Origin of the sequence: Massilia aurea (assembly GCF_040790145.1) — a bacterium.
Taxonomy (GTDB): Bacteria; Pseudomonadota; Gammaproteobacteria; order Burkholderiales; family Burkholderiaceae_D; genus Telluria; species Telluria aurea_C.
On sequence record NZ_JBFMMP010000004.1, the window covers coordinates 287,413 to 303,567 of the forward strand.

General features: G+C 64.5%; 16 protein-coding genes. 12 read left to right on the forward strand and 4 right to left on the reverse strand.

All coding sequences use genetic code 11. The annotated features are described in order from the left end of the window. Positions 1-249 precede the first annotated feature (249 nt). The 9 genes from folD (at position 250) to AB2N08_RS09505 (ending at position 9,745) form a co-directional block, all read left to right on the forward strand. Positions 250-1,110 carry a bifunctional methylenetetrahydrofolate dehydrogenase/methenyltetrahydrofolate cyclohydrolase FolD gene (folD, locus tag AB2N08_RS09465; RefSeq protein ID WP_367610382.1) on the forward strand — a complete coding sequence of 287 codons (861 nt, stop codon included), beginning with the start codon at positions 250-252 and terminating at the stop codon, positions 1,108-1,110. A 109-nt stretch (positions 1,111-1,219) separates the two neighbouring features. Next, positions 1,220-3,295, forward strand: coding sequence for a M3 family metallopeptidase (locus AB2N08_RS09470; RefSeq protein WP_367610383.1), 2,076 nt, complete (start codon positions 1,220-1,222; stop codon positions 3,293-3,295). A gap of 58 nt (positions 3,296-3,353) precedes the next feature. Then, on the forward strand, positions 3,354-3,779 hold the full coding sequence (locus AB2N08_RS09475) for a DNA polymerase III subunit chi (RefSeq protein WP_367610384.1): 426 nt from the start codon (positions 3,354-3,356) through the stop codon (positions 3,777-3,779). Beyond that, entirely contained in the window at positions 3,776-4,240 is a 465-nt protein-coding gene (locus tag AB2N08_RS09480) for a hypothetical protein (protein WP_367610385.1), read from the forward strand. Before AB2N08_RS09475 ends, AB2N08_RS09480 begins: the two co-directional genes overlap by 4 nt. Positions 4,241-4,335: 95 nt before the next feature. Beyond that, on the forward strand, positions 4,336-4,716 hold the full coding sequence (locus AB2N08_RS09485; RefSeq protein ID WP_367610386.1) for an H-NS histone family protein: 381 nt from the start codon (positions 4,336-4,338) through the stop codon (positions 4,714-4,716). A gap of 137 nt (positions 4,717-4,853) precedes the next feature. Then, complete coding sequence (locus tag AB2N08_RS09490; RefSeq protein WP_367610387.1) at positions 4,854-7,025, forward strand: NHL repeat-containing protein; 2,172 nt, start codon at positions 4,854-4,856, stop codon at positions 7,023-7,025. Further along, entirely contained in the window at positions 7,022-7,198 is a 177-nt protein-coding gene (locus AB2N08_RS09495; protein ID WP_367610388.1) for a hypothetical protein, read from the forward strand. The genes AB2N08_RS09490 and AB2N08_RS09495 overlap by 4 nt, the downstream gene beginning before the upstream one ends. 127 nt (positions 7,199-7,325) lie before the next feature. Continuing rightward, entirely contained in the window at positions 7,326-8,372 is a 1,047-nt protein-coding gene (locus AB2N08_RS09500; protein WP_367610389.1) for a CHAD domain-containing protein, read from the forward strand. 236 nt (positions 8,373-8,608) lie between these two features. Next, positions 8,609-9,745, forward strand: coding sequence for a branched-chain amino acid ABC transporter substrate-binding protein (locus tag AB2N08_RS09505; protein WP_367610390.1), 1,137 nt, complete (start codon positions 8,609-8,611; stop codon positions 9,743-9,745). Between the two features lie 59 nt (positions 9,746-9,804). Here the strand turns inward: AB2N08_RS09505 and katG are convergent, their stop codons facing one another. The 4 genes from katG to AB2N08_RS09525 all read right to left on the reverse strand — a co-directional run bounded on the left by katG (position 9,805) and on the right by AB2N08_RS09525 (position 13,952). Then, positions 9,805-12,063, reverse strand: a complete 2,259-nt coding sequence (katG, locus tag AB2N08_RS09510; protein WP_367610391.1) for a catalase/peroxidase HPI — start codon at positions 12,061-12,063, stop codon at positions 9,805-9,807. A gap of 426 nt (positions 12,064-12,489) precedes the next feature. Continuing rightward, the gene (gene bluB / locus AB2N08_RS09515; protein ID WP_367610392.1) at positions 12,490-13,134 is read right to left on the reverse strand and encodes a 5,6-dimethylbenzimidazole synthase; all 645 of its coding nucleotides are present in this window, start codon (positions 13,132-13,134) and stop codon (positions 12,490-12,492) included. Further along, the gene (locus tag AB2N08_RS09520; protein ID WP_367610393.1) at positions 13,131-13,505 is read right to left on the reverse strand and encodes a (2Fe-2S) ferredoxin domain-containing protein; all 375 of its coding nucleotides are present in this window, start codon (positions 13,503-13,505) and stop codon (positions 13,131-13,133) included. The genes bluB and AB2N08_RS09520 overlap by 4 nt, the downstream gene beginning before the upstream one ends. Positions 13,506-13,637: 132 nt before the next feature. Then, complete coding sequence (locus tag AB2N08_RS09525; protein ID WP_367610394.1) at positions 13,638-13,952, reverse strand: c-type cytochrome; 315 nt, start codon at positions 13,950-13,952, stop codon at positions 13,638-13,640. Positions 13,953-14,131: 179 nt separating this feature from the next. On the opposite strand from AB2N08_RS09525, the gene AB2N08_RS09530 reads away from it, so the two are divergent. The 3 genes from AB2N08_RS09530 to lgt all read left to right on the forward strand — a co-directional run bounded on the left by AB2N08_RS09530 (position 14,132) and on the right by lgt (position 16,152). Then, complete coding sequence (locus tag AB2N08_RS09530) at positions 14,132-14,356, forward strand: TIGR04438 family Trp-rich protein (protein ID WP_367610395.1); 225 nt, start codon at positions 14,132-14,134, stop codon at positions 14,354-14,356. Between the two features lie 81 nt (positions 14,357-14,437). After that, on the forward strand, positions 14,438-15,343 hold the full coding sequence (locus AB2N08_RS09535) for a LysR family transcriptional regulator (protein ID WP_367610396.1): 906 nt from the start codon (positions 14,438-14,440) through the stop codon (positions 15,341-15,343). A gap of 2 nt (positions 15,344-15,345) precedes the next feature. Next, positions 15,346-16,152 (forward strand): prolipoprotein diacylglyceryl transferase, encoded by an 807-nt coding sequence (gene lgt, locus AB2N08_RS09540; protein ID WP_367610397.1) that lies wholly within the window; start codon positions 15,346-15,348, stop codon positions 16,150-16,152. Positions 16,153-16,155: the final 3 nt, after the last annotated feature.

Consider the following 16,155-nt stretch of genomic DNA (forward strand, 5'->3'; position numbering starts at 1 on the left):
ATCAGATTCTAACAGTGGAATTCGGCATTTTCAAACTATGATATCTGATTTCATAATATGAAACGCTATGCTGCAAGTGCACAATCCATATAGGGGAACGTTGACCTTCCTGCCATCAAACATCGTATACCGAAGCGCCCGAAACCCGGCAAAAAACGCCTGTTTCAGCCAAGCGGAACCGGCGACAGAGGACGGCAACAGGTGACTGGGTCGTATAATTCTGTTTTTGCCCAGCGACGAGCCTTGACCATGCCAGCCCAACACATCGACGGAATCCTCCTTTCCCAACAACTGCGCGCCGACATCGCCGCGCGCACCGCCAAGCTCACAGCAGCCGGCAAGCAGCCCGGCTTGGCCGTGATCCTGGTCGGGGAAGATCCCGCCAGCCAGGTCTATGTGCGCAACAAGGTCAAGGCCTGCGGCGACGTGGGCTTTCACTCGGTGCTTGAAAAATACGACGCTGACCTGAGCGAAACCGCCCTGCTCGATCGCATTGCAGCATTGAACACCGACCCGGCCATCCACGGCATCCTCGTGCAAATGCCGCTGCCGAAGCACATCGACCCGACCAAAGTCATCGAAGCGATTTCGACGGCCAAGGACGTCGACGGCTACTCGGTACTGTCGGCCGGCGAACTGATGACGGGCCTTGAAGGTTTCCGCCCCTGCACGCCGTACGGCTGCATGAAGCTGATCGAAACCACGGGCGTGGACCTGCGCGGCAAGCACGCCGTGGTCATCGGCCGCAGCAACACGGTCGGCAAACCGATGGCGATGCTGCTCTTGCAAGCCAACGCCACCGTGACCATATGCCATAGCGCGACCGCAGATCTGGGCTATCACACCCGCCAGGCCGATGTCGTGGTGGCCGCCGTTGGCCGCCGCAATACCCTGACCGCCGACATGGTCAAGCCGGGCGCCATCGTGATCGACGTGGGCATGAACCGCGACGACGCGGGCAAGCTGTGCGGCGACGTCGATTTTGCCGGCGTGCGTGAAGTGGCCGGCCACATCACCCCGGTGCCGGGCGGCGTGGGGCCGATGACGATCACGATGCTGCTGCAAAACACGGTGGAATCGGCGGAACGCGAATTGAACAAACTGGCATGACCCCGGCGGCGCGATCATCTTTCGCGAATCCGGCACTGCCAATAATCGACGCGTCGGCGGCGGAGAAATCATCCGGCACGAACCGACTTAACGAATGGAAGGACTACTGATGACGAACGCAACGAGCAATCCCCTCCTCGACTTTACCGACCTGCCGCGCTTCGACGCGATCAAGCCGGAACACGTCACGTCCGCCATCGACAGCCTGATCGCTGAAGCGAACGCCGTCGTTGCGCAACTCGAAGCGCCGATCGACGACGTCACCTGGGACACCCTGGCCCCGCTCGACGAAGTTGGCGAACGCCTGGGCCGCGCCTGGGGCGTGGTCGGCCATCTGAACCACGTCGTCGACACGCCCGAGCTGCGCGCCACCTACAACGAGAACCAGCCGAAGGTCGTCGAGTTCTCGACCGCCCTGGGCCAGAACGAGGCGCTGTTCGCCAAGTACAAGCAGCTGCGCGCATCTGCCTCCTTCGATACGCTGAGCGACACCCGCAAACGCATCGTCGAAAACGCCCTGCGCGACTTCCGCCTGGGCGGCGCCGAGCTGCCGGAAGATAAAAAAGAGCGCTTCGCCGAAATCCAGGAACAGCAGTCGCAACTCTCGACGCGCTTTTCCGAAAACGTGCTCGATGCAACCAACGACTACAAGCTGTTCGTCGACACCGAGGCCGAACTGGCCGGCCTGCCGGACGACGTAAAGGCCGCCGCCAAAGCCGCCGCCGAGCGCGATGGCAAGACCGGCTGGCTGTTCACGCTGCACTTCCCGTCGTACTTCCCAGTCCTGCAGTTCAGTACCAACCGCGCGCTGCGCGAGACGATCTACCGCGCTACCGCCACCAAGGCGTCCGACGCCGGCATCATGTTCAGCGACCTGGCCAAGTGGGACAACTCGTCGAACATCGTCAAATTGCTGCAACTGCGTAATGAAGAAGCGAAGATGCTCGACTACGGCAGCTTCGCCGATGTCTCGCTCGTAGCCAAGATGGCGCAGAGCCCGCAGCACGTGATCGAGTTCCTCGAAGACCTGGCCCGCCGCGCGCGGCCGTACGCCGAAAAAGACCTGGCCGAACTGCGCGCCTTTGCCCGCGACGAGTTGGCGATCGACGACCTGCAATCGTGGGACGTGGCGTTTGCGTCCGAAAAGCTGCGCGAACAGCGCTACGCATTCTCGGCGCAAGAGGTCAAGGAATACTTCCCCGAGCCGAAGGTGGTCGCGGGCCTGTTCGGCGTGATCCAGGAACTGTTCGGCGTGACTATTCGCCCGGACGACGCGCCGACCTGGCACCCGGACGTGCGCTTCTTCCGCATCGAGCGTGACGGCGCACTGATCGGCCAGTTCTACCTCGACCTGTACGCGCGCGCCGGCAAGGCGCAAGGCGCGTGGATGAACGACGCGCGCGGTCGCCGCCTGCTCAGTGGCGGCTCGGTGCAAACGCCGGTCGCTTACCTGGTCTGCAATTTCACGCCGCCGGCCACCAAGGATGGCGTGCTGCAGCCATCGCTGTTTACGCACGACGAAGTGACCACGCTGTTCCACGAATTCGGCCACGGCCTGCACCACATGCTGACCGAAGTCGAAGAGCTGTCGGTGTCGGGCATCTCGGGCGTGGAATGGGATGCGGTGGAGCTGCCGTCGCAGTTCATGGAAAACTTCTGCTGGGAGTGGGACAAGCTGCAGCAGATGACGGCGCACGTAAAAACCGGCGAGCCGCTGCCGCGCGCGCTGTTCGACAAGATGACGGCCGCGAAGAACTTCCAGTCCGGGATGCAGACGCTGCGCCAGGTCGAGTTCTCGCTGATCGACATGCATCTGCACTACGACTTCGACGCCCACAACGGCCAGGTGCAGGCGCTGATCGACGACGTGCGCCGCAATTTCGCGGTCATCACGCCGCCGTCGTTCAACCGCTTCCTGCACTCGTTCAGCCACATCTTCGCGGGCGGCTATGCGGCCGGCTACTACAGCTACAAGTGGGCCGAAGTGCTGTCGGCCGACGCCTACGCGGCATTCGAAGAAGCGGTCGTCGATGGCGGCGCCGACCTGTTCGAAACGGGCCGGCGCTTCCAGCGCGAGATCCTGGCGGTGGGCGGTTCGCGACCCGCGCTTGAATCGTTCAAGGCCTTCCGCGGCCGCGAGCCATCGATCGATGCCTTGCTGCGCCATAGCGGCATGAATGCCTGACCGTCTGGATTAACAATATCGGGAGCGCTGCGGCGCTCCCGATTTTCCTTAAGCTCACATGACACGCATCGACTTTCATACCAATATCCCGGATAAGCTGGCCTATGCTTGCCGTCTCGCGCGCAAGGCATATGGCGCACGCGCCAAAATCGTTGTGCTGGCCGATAGCCCCGAACAAGCGGACGCCTTGAATGCGGCAATGTGGACGGTGTCGGATACTGATTTCATTCCGCACGTGCTGGCAGGCGATCCGCTCGCGCCGCAAACGCCGATCGTGATTACCGATAATGAAGACAGCGAACTGCCGCACCACGATATGCTCGTGAACCTGACGCGTCGCAGGCCGCGCAACTTCACGCAATTTGCGCGTGTGTTTGAAATTATCTCGATCAATGAAGAAGACGCCGCCGAAGGCCGCAAACGCTATATCGCGTATAAAAAAGAATCCTATTCCCTGACCCACTTCGTCGCAGGACAGTCATGAGCCACGATCCCGCTTTCGATGCAAGCATTCCCGTGTTGACCGAAGTGGTCGTCGAACCGGGCGCGCCGCTGGCGCCCCCCGCAATGCCTGTACCTGCGCCTGTACCTGCGCCTGTACCTGCGCCTGTACCTGCGCCTGTACCTGCGCCTGCGCCTGCGCAAGAAGCGGCCGCGCCGCAGGATGCACCGGAGGCGCTGGAGCAGCGCGCCATCGACCACTGGAGCGGCGAGCAGTGGAGCGTGATGGAGCGGCGCGTGGCCGAACGCATCCTGCAGCAATTGCAGGGGCCGATCGATTTCGTGCTCGAACAGCGCCTGCGCGACGGCATCGCCGAAGCAGTCGACAAAGCCATGTCCAATTTTTCGGCCGATATTCGCAACAGCCTCGGCGATACCCTGAACGAGGTCGTGACGCGCGCAGTTTCACAAGAAATTGCGCACATCAGAACGCTGGACAAATAAACCCGCGCCATCTTTCGATTTTGCCATCGGATTTGATTCGAAATTAACCCCGCGCACGATTGTCATTCCAAATTAGCGATTCAATAGTAAAATCCGTGCGCGGCTCTTCGAAACGAATCGAATCACCTAATCAAGGAAGAAACAAAATGGCAAACATCAATCTGTCGGGTTATAACCTCGCCGAACTGAAAGGTCTTCAATTCGATATCGAAAAGGAGATCAAAAACCGCCAGCAGCAAGACGTAAAAAAAGCTCGTGAGCAAATTCTCGAGATCGCCCAGAATATGGGAATCTCGGTCGAGGAACTGCTTGCCAAGGGCGGCACCAAAGCCAAGAAGACCGGCGGCGCCAAAGTCAATCCGCAATATCACAACCCGGCCGACAATACCCAAACCTGGACCGGCCGCGGCCGTCAACCGAAATGGGTCGTCGAAGCACTGGGCAAGGGCAAGTCGCTGGACGATCTGCGCATCTAATCGCCGCAACACGCACCACCCGCCATTCCCCGCACGCCGCCGTGACCTCAGTCCGGCGGCGTTTGCATTGGCGCGCGTTCCTTCGCTTCACGTGTTTCGGCTAAGATTGCAAACTCAGCAATCATCTGGTCGTCTTCGTGAAACGCACTCCCCTCATCGCAGCGCTCGCAGGCGCCACCATCCTGGCCGTCGGCACGGTCTTCTGGTTCACCGACCGGGTCGAACCGCACAGCAGCGGCCCAGTTGTACTCACCGCCCCCGTCGCCAACACCCAACCGTTCTGGCCAGCCCGCGTGCATCTGCTGGCGGGCGACGGCCAGGATGGCGTGCAGGATGGCGCGGCCCTGGCCAGCCGCTTCAGCGACCCGTACGGCGTGGCGATCGGCCCGCGCGGCGCGATCTATGTCGCCGATGGGGGCGAGGCCAACCGCATCCGCATCATCCAGCCCGACGGCGCGGTATCCACCCTGGCCGGCGGCAAGGAAGGCTTTACCGACAGCCTGGGCACGGCCGCCGCCTTCCACACCCCATCTGCCATCGCGCTCGACCACCTGGGCAACCTGTACGTGGCCGACACCGGCAACCACGCGATCCGCCGCATCGCGCCCGATGGCGCCGTGACCACGCTGGCCGGCAGCGGCAGCCCCGGTTACGTCGACGGCATCGGCCGCGCGGCCCAGTTCAACGGCCCGGTAGGTATCGCGGTGGACGACGCCGGCATCGTGTACGTGGCCGATACGTATAACGACCGCATCCGCCGCATCGCCCAGGACGGCACCGTGACCACGCTGGCCGGCACCGGCAAGCCGAACCTGTTCGACGGCCCGGGGCCGGCCGCCGCCTTCGATACGCCGAGCGCGTTGGCCGTCGACCGCGACGGCAACCTGTACATCGCCGACACCGGCAACAACGCAGTGCGGCGTTTGCGGCCAGACGGCACGGTCGACACGCTCGCCCTGCCGCCCGAGGCCGAGCGCCGGCCCGCGCTGCGCCGCCCCGTGGGCCTGGCCGTCACGCGCGACGGTTACCTGTATATCGTCGCCAGTGCCGGCGGGCGCATCCTGCAGATGACGCCGACGGGCGAATTCCGGCCGCTGCAGGACGTCGACCGCCCGCTCGAGCCAAACGGTTTCGGCAGCGATGGCAGCGTGCAGCTATACGGCCCGCGCGGCATCGCCGTGGCGCGCGACGGCAGCCTGGTGGTGGCCGACGCCAATGCACACCGCCTGCACCGCCTGGCGCCGCCGCGCGCGGGCGAATTAGCGCCCACCCCGGCGCCCGCCCTGGCGCACCCGCCGCTGCGCCGCCGCACCGAGCCGATGCCGTGGCCGATCGGCCCGCAAGACAGCGTGCATGAAGTGGTGGGGGTGATGGGCGAAGTGCGCGGCGCCTATGGCGGCGACAGCCGCGACCATTTCCACGCCGGCCTTGACGTGCGCGGCGACGTCGGCGCGACCGTGCTGGCGGTGCAGCCGGCCAAGATCACCGACCCGTATGCCAACTGGGCGTTCAATTCGCTGGGCGAAGGCATGAGCGTCGGGCCGCTGTCGTACATCCACATGCGCGTGGGACGCGATCCGCAAGGCCGCGCGCTCGATCCGCGCTTCCAGATCCAGCGCGAAGTCACCGCCAACGGCAAGCCCGGCAAGGCCGTGCGCGTGCGGGTGCCGCGCGGGACGCGCTTTGCCGTCGGCGACAAGCTCGGCACGCTCAATGCGCTGTCGCACGTCCACCTCGATTACTACCAGGGCGGCACGCTCGTTAATCCGCTGACGCTGCCGTTCATCGACTTCATCGACACCGTGACGCCCACGATCTCGCGCATCGCGCTGTACGACGCTGCCGGCAAGCGCATCGCGGCGAAGAAAGGCCAGCCGCTGCGGTTGGACCGCGCGCTGGGCGACGTGCAGATCGTCGTGAACGCGTACGACCAGGTCAATGGCAACCTGGCGCGCCGCAAGCTGGGCCTGTACAAGCTGGGCTACCAGCTGCTGCGCGCCGACGGCACCCCGCTGCCCGGCTTCGAGCAGCCGGTCATCACGCAAACCTACGACCGCCTGCCGCGCAACCCGGACGCCGTGAAGGCCGTGTATGCGCCCACCAGCGGCATCACGGTCTACGGCAGCGCGTCGACCCAGTTCGACTACGCGCTGAACAACCGCCTGCACGACGGCGTCATCAAGACGGGCAGCTGGCAGATCGGCAAACTGGCGCCGGGCGACTACATCCTGCGCATCCACGCCGCCGATTACGCCGGCCAGGTGGCGCAGGATGGGCGCGACCTGGCGTTCGTGATCGATGCTGAATGACCGATGTAGAAATCCAGGCCAGACTGGGTCCGGCGGATGGCGTGGCGCTGGCGCCGCTAAAGAATTTGTCGAATGCGATAGGGTTGGCCAGCGATGCGCCGCGCGATCCGCTGCTGGTGGGCGTGCAGAAATTCGTGCAGGGCGTGGATGTGATCTACCGGATCGCCAGGTAATGATCTGGCCGATTCGATGCGTTCGGGGTGATTTTCGACCCCGTGTCACACGCCTGTCATGGAGACGCGAACGGGCGGATGCTCAGGCGTATGATGGACTCATCCACTGTCCACGAGAGGCACCTGTATGAGCAAGCATTCTAAAAACAAACAAGCAACACCGGAGATCGAGGCGGTCGCCACGCCCGACCTGACGGGGGCAATCACGATCACCGAACCGGCCGTCGAACCGCAACTGGACCAGCCGCTGCCGAAGGATGAACCGATCGAGGCCAAGGAAGCGCCACTCGCCGCCGTCAAGGCCGAACCGGTGCGCCTGCGCGGGCGCATGACGCTCGAAGACGCGTTTCAGGCAATTGCTTTCAACTGTATTGCGCAGATAGAAGCGAACGTGCCGGGCGTGCTGAAACAGCACGTCGAAAGCCTGCACCAGATGCGCGTCGGCCTGCGCCGCCTGCGCGCGCTGCTGGCCATGTTCGAGGAACTGGCACCGCCGCCGGTGCCGCTGCATGCGAGCATCGAGTGGCTGTCGGGCGAACTCGGTCCGGCGCGCGACTGGGATGTGCTGGCCGATTCCACCATCAAGCGCGTGCCGGGCATCGATGCGCAGGCGCTGCGCCAGGCCGCGCACGACCGCGCGACGGGCCATCATGCCCAGATCCTGCACGTGCTGCGCGATGCGCGCTACGCCGAGCTGATGACGCAGCTGAAAGACTGGCTACTTGAACGCCGCTGGCGCCCTGAAGACGGCTTGCCGACCGATTCGCCGCTGCTCGAACGCGCCGCGAGAAGCGCCCTTCCCCTGCTGCGCACGGCCGAGAAGCGCCTTGCCAAGCGCATCGACGGACTCGATGACCATGATGCGCCAGGCCGTCACCGCGTGCGCATCGCCGCCAAGAAGGCGCGCTACGCGGCCGAATTCTTCCGCGACCTGCTGCCGGCGCAGCGCGTCAAGCGCTACCTCGGCCATCTCGAAAAGCTGCAAGACCGCCTCGGCGACTTGAACGACCTGGCCGTGGCCGATCATCTGCTCGAGGAACTCAAGGGCGGCAGCAGCCAGGTCGCCAAGCAGGCGGCCTATGTGCGCGGCTACATCGCAGCAAGCGGCGAGGCCGATGCGCAGGGCTTGTCGAAGGTACTGGCCGCCGTCGCCAAGCGTCGCATCACGCGCTGATCCACACCGGCAGCACTTCCCTGACGGCCATCCGATGCCCCGCCACAGCGCGGGGCATCGTCATTTCCAAGCTTGCCGCGCACCGCTATTTCGCAGCGCCGCCCCCCCGGGTGCACCCTGCGCCAGGCCGCTGTCAACCGCTTTCCGTCGCCTGTAATTTACTGTAACGTTGCCGTGCAACCAGCCATGCGCCACGTCCTGGGCGTCGTGACCACCACCTATTTCGGAGACTCTCCATGCGGTTCTGCACCAGGCTTGTCCCGTTCGCCATCGCCCTGGCCTGTGCCGGCAACGCCAGCGCCCAGCAAGTCGTCAAGATCGGACATGTGGGGCCGGTGTCCGGACCCAACGCCCACCTGGGCAAGGACAACGAGAATGCCGCGCGCATGGCGATCGATGAACTCAACGCCAGGGGTTTCACGATCAACGGCCAGAAGGTCAGGCTGCAACTGCTGGCCGAGGATGACGCGAGCGATCCGAAACAGGGTACCGCCGTGGCCCAGAAACTGGTCGACGCCAAGGTCAATGGCATCGTCGGCCACCTGAACTCGGGCACCAGCGTGCCGGCCTCGCGCATCTACCACAACGCCGGCCTGGTACAGGTCTCGCCGGCGACCACCGCAACCCAGTTCACGAAGCAGAAGTTCCCGGGCGTGTTCCGCGTGGTGGCCAATGACGCCAAGCTCGGTGGCACGCTGGGCAAGTACGCGGTCGAGACGCTCAAGGTCAAGAACATTGCCGTCATCGACGACCGCACCACCTACGGCCAGGGCGTCGCCGCCGAATTCGCGAAAGCGGCCAAGGGCCCGGGCGTGCGCATCGTCGACAAGCAGTTCACCAGCGCCACCGCGACCGACTTCACCGCCATCCTCACTGCCATCCGCGCCAAGAAACCCGACCTGATTTTCTTTGGCGGCATGGACGCGGTGGCCGGCCCGATGCTCAAGCAGATGAAGGCGCTGGGCATCTCCGCCCGCTTCATGGGCGGCGACGGCATGTGCACCGAAGCGCTGGGCCGCCTGGCTGGCGACGCGGTCGGCGACGGCAAGGTGGTGTGCGCCGAAGCCGGTGGCGTGAAGGGTGCGCAAGAGCAGAAGATGGTGGATTTCCGGGCGCGCTTCAAGCAGAAGACCGGCCAGGAAGTGCAGCTCTATGCGCCCTACGTGCACGACTCGGTGATGGTGATGGCGACCGCCATGCAGAACGCCAAGTCGGCCGAGCCGGCGAAGTACCTGCCAGAACTCAAGAAGATCAAGTACGAGGGCGTGACCGGCACCATCCAGTTCGATCCGTCGGGCGACATTTTGAATGGCGCGCTGACGCTGTACACGTACAAGGGTGGCAAGCGCACGCTGATGGATGTGATTCGCTGACCGGCATGATGCAGTGACCCTCTGGCTCGGCGCTCGCCGAGCCAGAGGTTGGTACTGGCTCACTTCACATCGAAGCGATCGAGCTCCATCACCTTGGTCCATGCAGCGACGAAGTCCCGGGCGAACTTCTGGCCGGCATCAAAGCTGGCATACACCTCTGCGATCGCACGCAGCTGCGCATTTGAGCCAAATACCAGGTCGACGCGCGACGCGGTCCACTTCTTTTCCCCGGTCTTGCGATCCAGGCCTTCAAAGCGCTCGACGCCCTGCCCCGCCAGGGCGGCTGGCCGCCATTCGGTGCCCATGTCCAGCAGGTTGACGAAGAAGTCGTTCGTCAACGCTCCCTTCTGCTGCGTGAGCACGCCGTCGCTGCTACCGCCAGTATTCGCGCCCAGCACCCGCAGGCCACCCACCAGCACCGTCATTTCCGGCGCCGTCAGGGTCAGCAACTGCGCGCGGTCGATCATCAGCGCCTCGGCCGGCACGCTGTACCGGGTCTTCTGGTAGTTGCGGAAGGCGTCGGCAACCGGCTCCATGGTATGGAACGATTCGACGTCGGTCTGCTCTTGCGACGCATCGGTGCGGCCCGGCGTGAACGGCACGGCAATGTCGTGGCCCGCCGCCCTGGCCGCCGCCTCGACGCCGGCGTTACCTGCCAGGACGATCAGGTCGGCCAGCGATACCAGCTTGCCGACCGTTTGCGCCCCGTTGAATTCGGCGCGGATACTCTCGAGCTGATTGAGCACGCGGCCCAGTTGCGGCGGCTCGTTGACGGCCCAGTCCTTCTGCGGCACCAGGCGAATGCGCGCGCCGTTGGCGCCGCCGCGCTTGTCCGAGCCGCGGAAGCTCGAGGCCGATGCCCAGGCCGTCGACACCAGCTCGCCGATGCCCAGGCCTGAGGCAAGCACCTTGTCTTTCAGCGCTTGGGCGTCGGCATCGTCGATGGCCGTCCCTTCGGCGGGCGGCACCGGATCCTGCCAGATCATCACTTCAGCCGGCACGTCCGGGCCGAGGTAGCGCGCGCGCGGCCCCATGTCGCGGTGGGTCAGCTTGAACCATGCGCGCGCAAAGGCGTCCGCAAACTGGTCGGGATTGGCCAGGAAGCGGCGCGAAATCGCCTCGTAGGCTGGGTCCATGCGCAGGGCCAGGTCGGACGTCAGCATTTTGGGGCGGTGGCGCTTGCCTTCGTCGTACGCGTCGGGCACGGTTTCATCAGCGTCCTTGGCCACCCATTGATGGCCGCCGGCCGGGCTGCGCGTGAGTTCCCATTCGTGGCCGAACAGGTACGTGAAATAATCGTGGCCCCATTGGGTCGGCGTGCTGGTCCAGGTCACTTCGAGGCCACTGGTGGTCGTATCCGGCCCCTTGCCGCTGCCGAAGCTGTTGTGCCAGCCGAAGCCCTGGGCATGCAGGCCGGCGGCCTCCGGCTCTTCCTTCACGTGCTCGGACGGGCCGGCGCCGTGGGTCTTGCCGAAGGTGTGGCCGCCGGCGATCAGCGCCACGGTTTCCTCGTCGTTCATCGCCATGCGCCCGAACGTGTCGCGGATGTCGCGCGCCGACGCCACGGGATCGGGCTTGCCGTCCGGGCCTTCCGGATTTACGTAGATCAGCCCCATCTGCACTGCCGCCAGTGGATTTTCGAGATCGCGCGAGTGGGTGATCTCGCTGTCGTCGTCCTTGTCGATCACGCCGCGCCCTTCGACGCCGGGCGAGCCAACGGTGTAGCGCTCGTCACTGCCGAGCCATTTGTTCTCGCGGCCCCAGTACACGTCGAGGTCCGGCTCCCACACATCCTGGCGGCCGCCGGCAAAGCCGAAGGTCTTGAAGCCCATCGTCTCCAGGGCGACGTTACCGGTCAGGATGATCAGGTCGGCCCATGAAATCTTTTCGCCGTACTTTTGCTTGACCGGCCAGATCAGGCGGCGCGCCTTGTCGAGGCTGACGTTGTCGGGCCAGCTGTTAAGCGGCGCAAAACGCTGCTGGCCGCGACCGGCGCCGCCACGGCCGTCGCCGATGCGGTAAGTGCCGGCGCTATGCCACGCCATGCGCACGAACAGGCCGCCGTAGTGGCCAAAGTCGGCCGGCCACCATTCTTGCGAGTCGGTCATTACCCTGGCCAGGTCGGCCTTGACCGCCTGCAGATCGAGGCTGTTGAAGGCCGCGCGGTAATCGAAGTCGTTGCCCATCGGGTCGGACTTGGCCGAGTGCTGCGCCAGCAGATCGAGGCGCAGCGCTTTCGGCCACCAGTCGCGGTTGGTGGTGCCGGTGCCGGCCGCAGCGCTGAACGGGCACTTGGCCGGGGTAGTTTCCACAGTCATTTTCGTCTCCTGTCTGGTCGATGAGCTTTAACGAAGATTATAGGAAAACCTGGCGTGTTCATCGATTGGCAATGTTGATGGATACGATAGGGGTTTGTCGCACGACTGAATGGGTGCGTCATGGCCAATTTCCGGGGGAAAATCTGACACCGTTTCTGCCAAATCTGGAATACTTGGCAACGTTCGACCAAAGCGGGGGTCAGGTCTGACATTCGGACACGGCCTCAGCTTTGCACAAGTCAATTCACTAGCGCTGGCTCAGATCTGGCGTTTGAACTCACCTCATTCCTGGGTAAAGATCGTTGCGGAGGAAAGATATATTTTCAGCGAAATACTGATAAAGGCGACAGAAATGGACTACGGCAGAGTTCGTGTCCGAATGTCAGACCTGACACCGGCTTTTTGACAGTTCATCAAGCTCAGTCGCTACCAGCGGTCGACCGACACAAAATCAGCCAGCGCCCCCGGCTGCGCCCAGCCTTCCAGTTCGAGCATCGGCTTCGGATAAAACTCGGCCACCTGCCCCAGGCACAGGATCGCCACCGGCTTGCCGCCTTCAGGTATCCCGAGCAAGCCAGCCAGTTGCTCGGGATCGAACAGCGACACCCACCCCATCCCCAGCCCTTCGGCGCGCGCCGCCAGCCACATGTTCTGAATGGCGCACGACACCGAGGCCAGGTCCATCTCGGGCAGCGTGCGGCGCCCGAACACGTGGCGTTCGCGCCCGTCCATCAGGGCCGCGACCAGCACCTCGCCGCATTCGCGCAAGCCCTCGACCTTCAGGCGCATGAATTCGGCGCCGCGCTCGCCCAGCGCTTCTGCGGTGGCTTCACGCTCCGCTTCGACCAGCGCGCAGATCTGTTCACGCAAGACCGCCGATCCGATCCGGATGAACCGCCACGGCTGCATCATGCCGACGCTGGGCGCCTGGTGCGCCGCCGTCAGCAGGCGCAGCATTACAGCCTCGTCGATCGCGCCGGGGATGAAGTGGCGCACGTCGCGCCGCTCGGCGATGGCGCGGTAGACGCCGTCGACCTGGGCGTCGTCGAAGCGGTGCCGCGCGGACTTCAAGCTGCGGCGCCGGCCTGGTGAAACACCAGGTCGTCGACGCACTCGCCCTTGCACAGATGCTGGTCGATGATGCGGTCCATGTTTTCCGGCGTGACGTTGTAGTACCAGGTGCCGTCCGGCTGGACGCAAACGATTGGTCCGCCCTTGCAAGCGGCGAAGCAGCTCACCCGGCTGCGCTTGACGCGCAAGGGCCCGCCATCCAGGCCGCTGGCCTTGAACTTGGCGCCCAGGCTGTCGAACAGCGCCTGCGAGGCGCCATCAGCAGCGCAGCGCGAGCCGGTGCACACGAGCAGGTGGCGGTGGTACACGCCGATAGTCGGCTTGACGATCTCGCGGGGCGTGTCGGGGGCAGGGGAATCGGTGGTGGTCATGCGTCGATCAGGTGGGAGCCGCAGGCGGACAATCGGCGATCTTACACCACGCGGCCCGCACGGTCGCCGCCCGTGAAAAAGCGCGCCGTGCTCACGCAGGCGCGCTTCATGTGCGCAGCAGAAGTAACAGACTTACTTGGTCGCCAGCACCCACTTGACCAGCGAGCGCGCCTCGGCTTCGCTCACCTGCGGATTGGCCGGCATGGGAATGGGGCCCCACGTGCCCGAGCCGCCCTTGAGCACCTTCTGCACCAGCTTGTCTTCGGCACCCTTCTGGCCCGCGTACTTTTCGGCGACGTCCTTGTAAGCCGGGCCGACCAGCTTGGTTGCCGACGTGTGGCACGCCATGCAATTCTTGGCCTTGGCCAGGTCGGCCTGCGCCATGGCGCCGCCAGACGCAAACGCAAACGCCGACAGCACGACACACAACAACAGGGACCGCTTCATGGAATTCTCCGACATTGATGACTGAGTGAATTTTACCGTTAATCCTCCCGGCCATCTGCAAGCGATACACTCTGTAACGCGATCACCACATTTGCTAATACGGTGTAACAGAAAGATGCTAAATTTTCCCATGAGCATCATTTACTCCGTAAGATGCGTGGTTACAAGGAGTTTTACACATGCCTATCATCCTCTTGATCGCTGCCCTGGCAGCCCTGCGCGGCTTTGAAGTCTGGCGCTTTGCCGACCTGTCGTGGTGGTACATCATCGGCTTGATGGTGGTCGCCTTCATCTGGTTCGAGTACATCGAAAAGGCGCTGGGCCTCGACAAGCGCAAAGCCCACGACGTCGACGAACAGCGCCGCGCCGACCGGGTCAAGAAGTCGCTGGGCAAGCGCCGCTAAGGCTTCCCGGCTGCCTGCACGGGCAGCGCGTGTGATACATTGGACAACTCACCGAGCCCTGTCCATTCACATCTCATATCAATGCATCCCGAACTGCGCCAGTTGCGCCATTTCGTCGCCGTGGCCGAAGAGCTGCATTTCGGCCGCGCCGCGCGCCGCCTGCACATGACGCAGCCGCCACTTTCCCAAAGCATTGCCAATCTCGAAGAACTGCTTGGCGCCCCGCTCTTTTTACGCAACCGCCGCATGGTCGGCCTGACGGCGGCCGGCAGCGCGCTGCTGCCCGAGGCGCGCCGCATCCTCGACGAAGCAGGCGCCCTGCCCGAACTGGTGCGGCGCGCGGCCAGCGGCGAGGCGGGCCGCCTGGCGCTGTCGTTCGTTTCCACCGCGGGCCTGGGCATGCTGCCCGACGTGCTGCGCCGCTACCGCGCCGCGTTTCCGAGTGTGCGCCTGGTACTGCACGAGGCCACGTCCGACGTGCAGTTCGAGGAGCTTTTATCAGGCCGTATCGACGCCGGCTTCGTGATCCCGCTGCAGCCCGGCGCGCCGGCGGGTGTGTCCGACCCTGCGCTTGAGTACCTCGAGCTGCTCGAAGAGCCGCTGGTGCTGTGCGCGCCGACTGGCTTGCCGGCGCTGGCCGCGCCGGGGCCGGTGTGGCTGCGCGACCTGCCGCCGCTGCCGCTGGTGATCTTCCCGCGCGCGGTGGCGCCCAGCCTGCACGATGCGATCCTGGCGTGCTTCCGCGCCGCCGGCGTGCTGCCCACCATTGGGCAAGAAGCCATTCAAATGCAGACCATCGTCAGCCTGGTCTCCGGCGGCATGGGCTTGGCACTTGTGCCACAATCCGTGTCGAACCTGATGCGCCCCGGCGTAGAATACCGTGCCCTGCGCGACGCCGCGCCGCTGGCCGAAACCGGCCTGGCATGGCGGCGCGATAACGATTCGCCCGTCCTCAAGGGCTTCCTGGACTTATTGAAGAAAGACTGACTATGCTGATTCATCCGCAGCCGGACCCGATCGCGCTCGCGCTCGGGCCGGTGCAAATCCACTGGTATGGCCTGATGTATGTCGTCGCCTTTGCCCTGTTCATCATCCTGGGCCGCGTGCGCATCCGCATGCCGCACGTGGCGGCGCAGGGCTGGACCAAGGATGACCTGGACGACATGCTGTTCTACGGGATGCTGGGCGTGATCGTCGGCGGGCGCCTGGGCGAAGTGCTGTTCTACCAGCCGCTGTACTACTTCGCACACCCGCTCGAGATCCTCATGATCTGGCATGGCGGGATGTCGTTCCATGGCGGCTTTCTGGGTGTGCTGATCGCGATGGCGCTGTGGGCCCGCAAGCGCCGCCGCAACATCCTCGACGTCTATGACTTCATCGCGCCGCTGGTGCCGCTCGGGTATGCCGCCGGCCGCATGGGCAACTTCATCAACGCCGAATTGCCAGGCCGCCTGGCCGACCCGAGCCTGCCGTGGGCGATGCTGTGGCCGGGCGTGGCCGGTCCGCGCCATCCGTCGCCGCTCTACCAGGCGCTGATCGACGGCGTGCTGGTCTTCCTCATCCTGTGGATCTTCGCGCGCAAGGCGCGGCCGCGCCTGGCCGTGGGCGCCATGTTCACGCTGCTGTATGGCTGCGCGCGCTTCTTCACCGAATGGTTCCGTGTGCCGGATTGGGAAACCACGGTCTTCGGCTTGCCGATCACGTCGGGCCAGGTGCTGTCGCTGCCGATGATCGTCGCCGCGCTGGCCATGCTGGTGTGGGCGTATCGCCAGCCGGCGCGCCCCGTCACGGCCTGATGT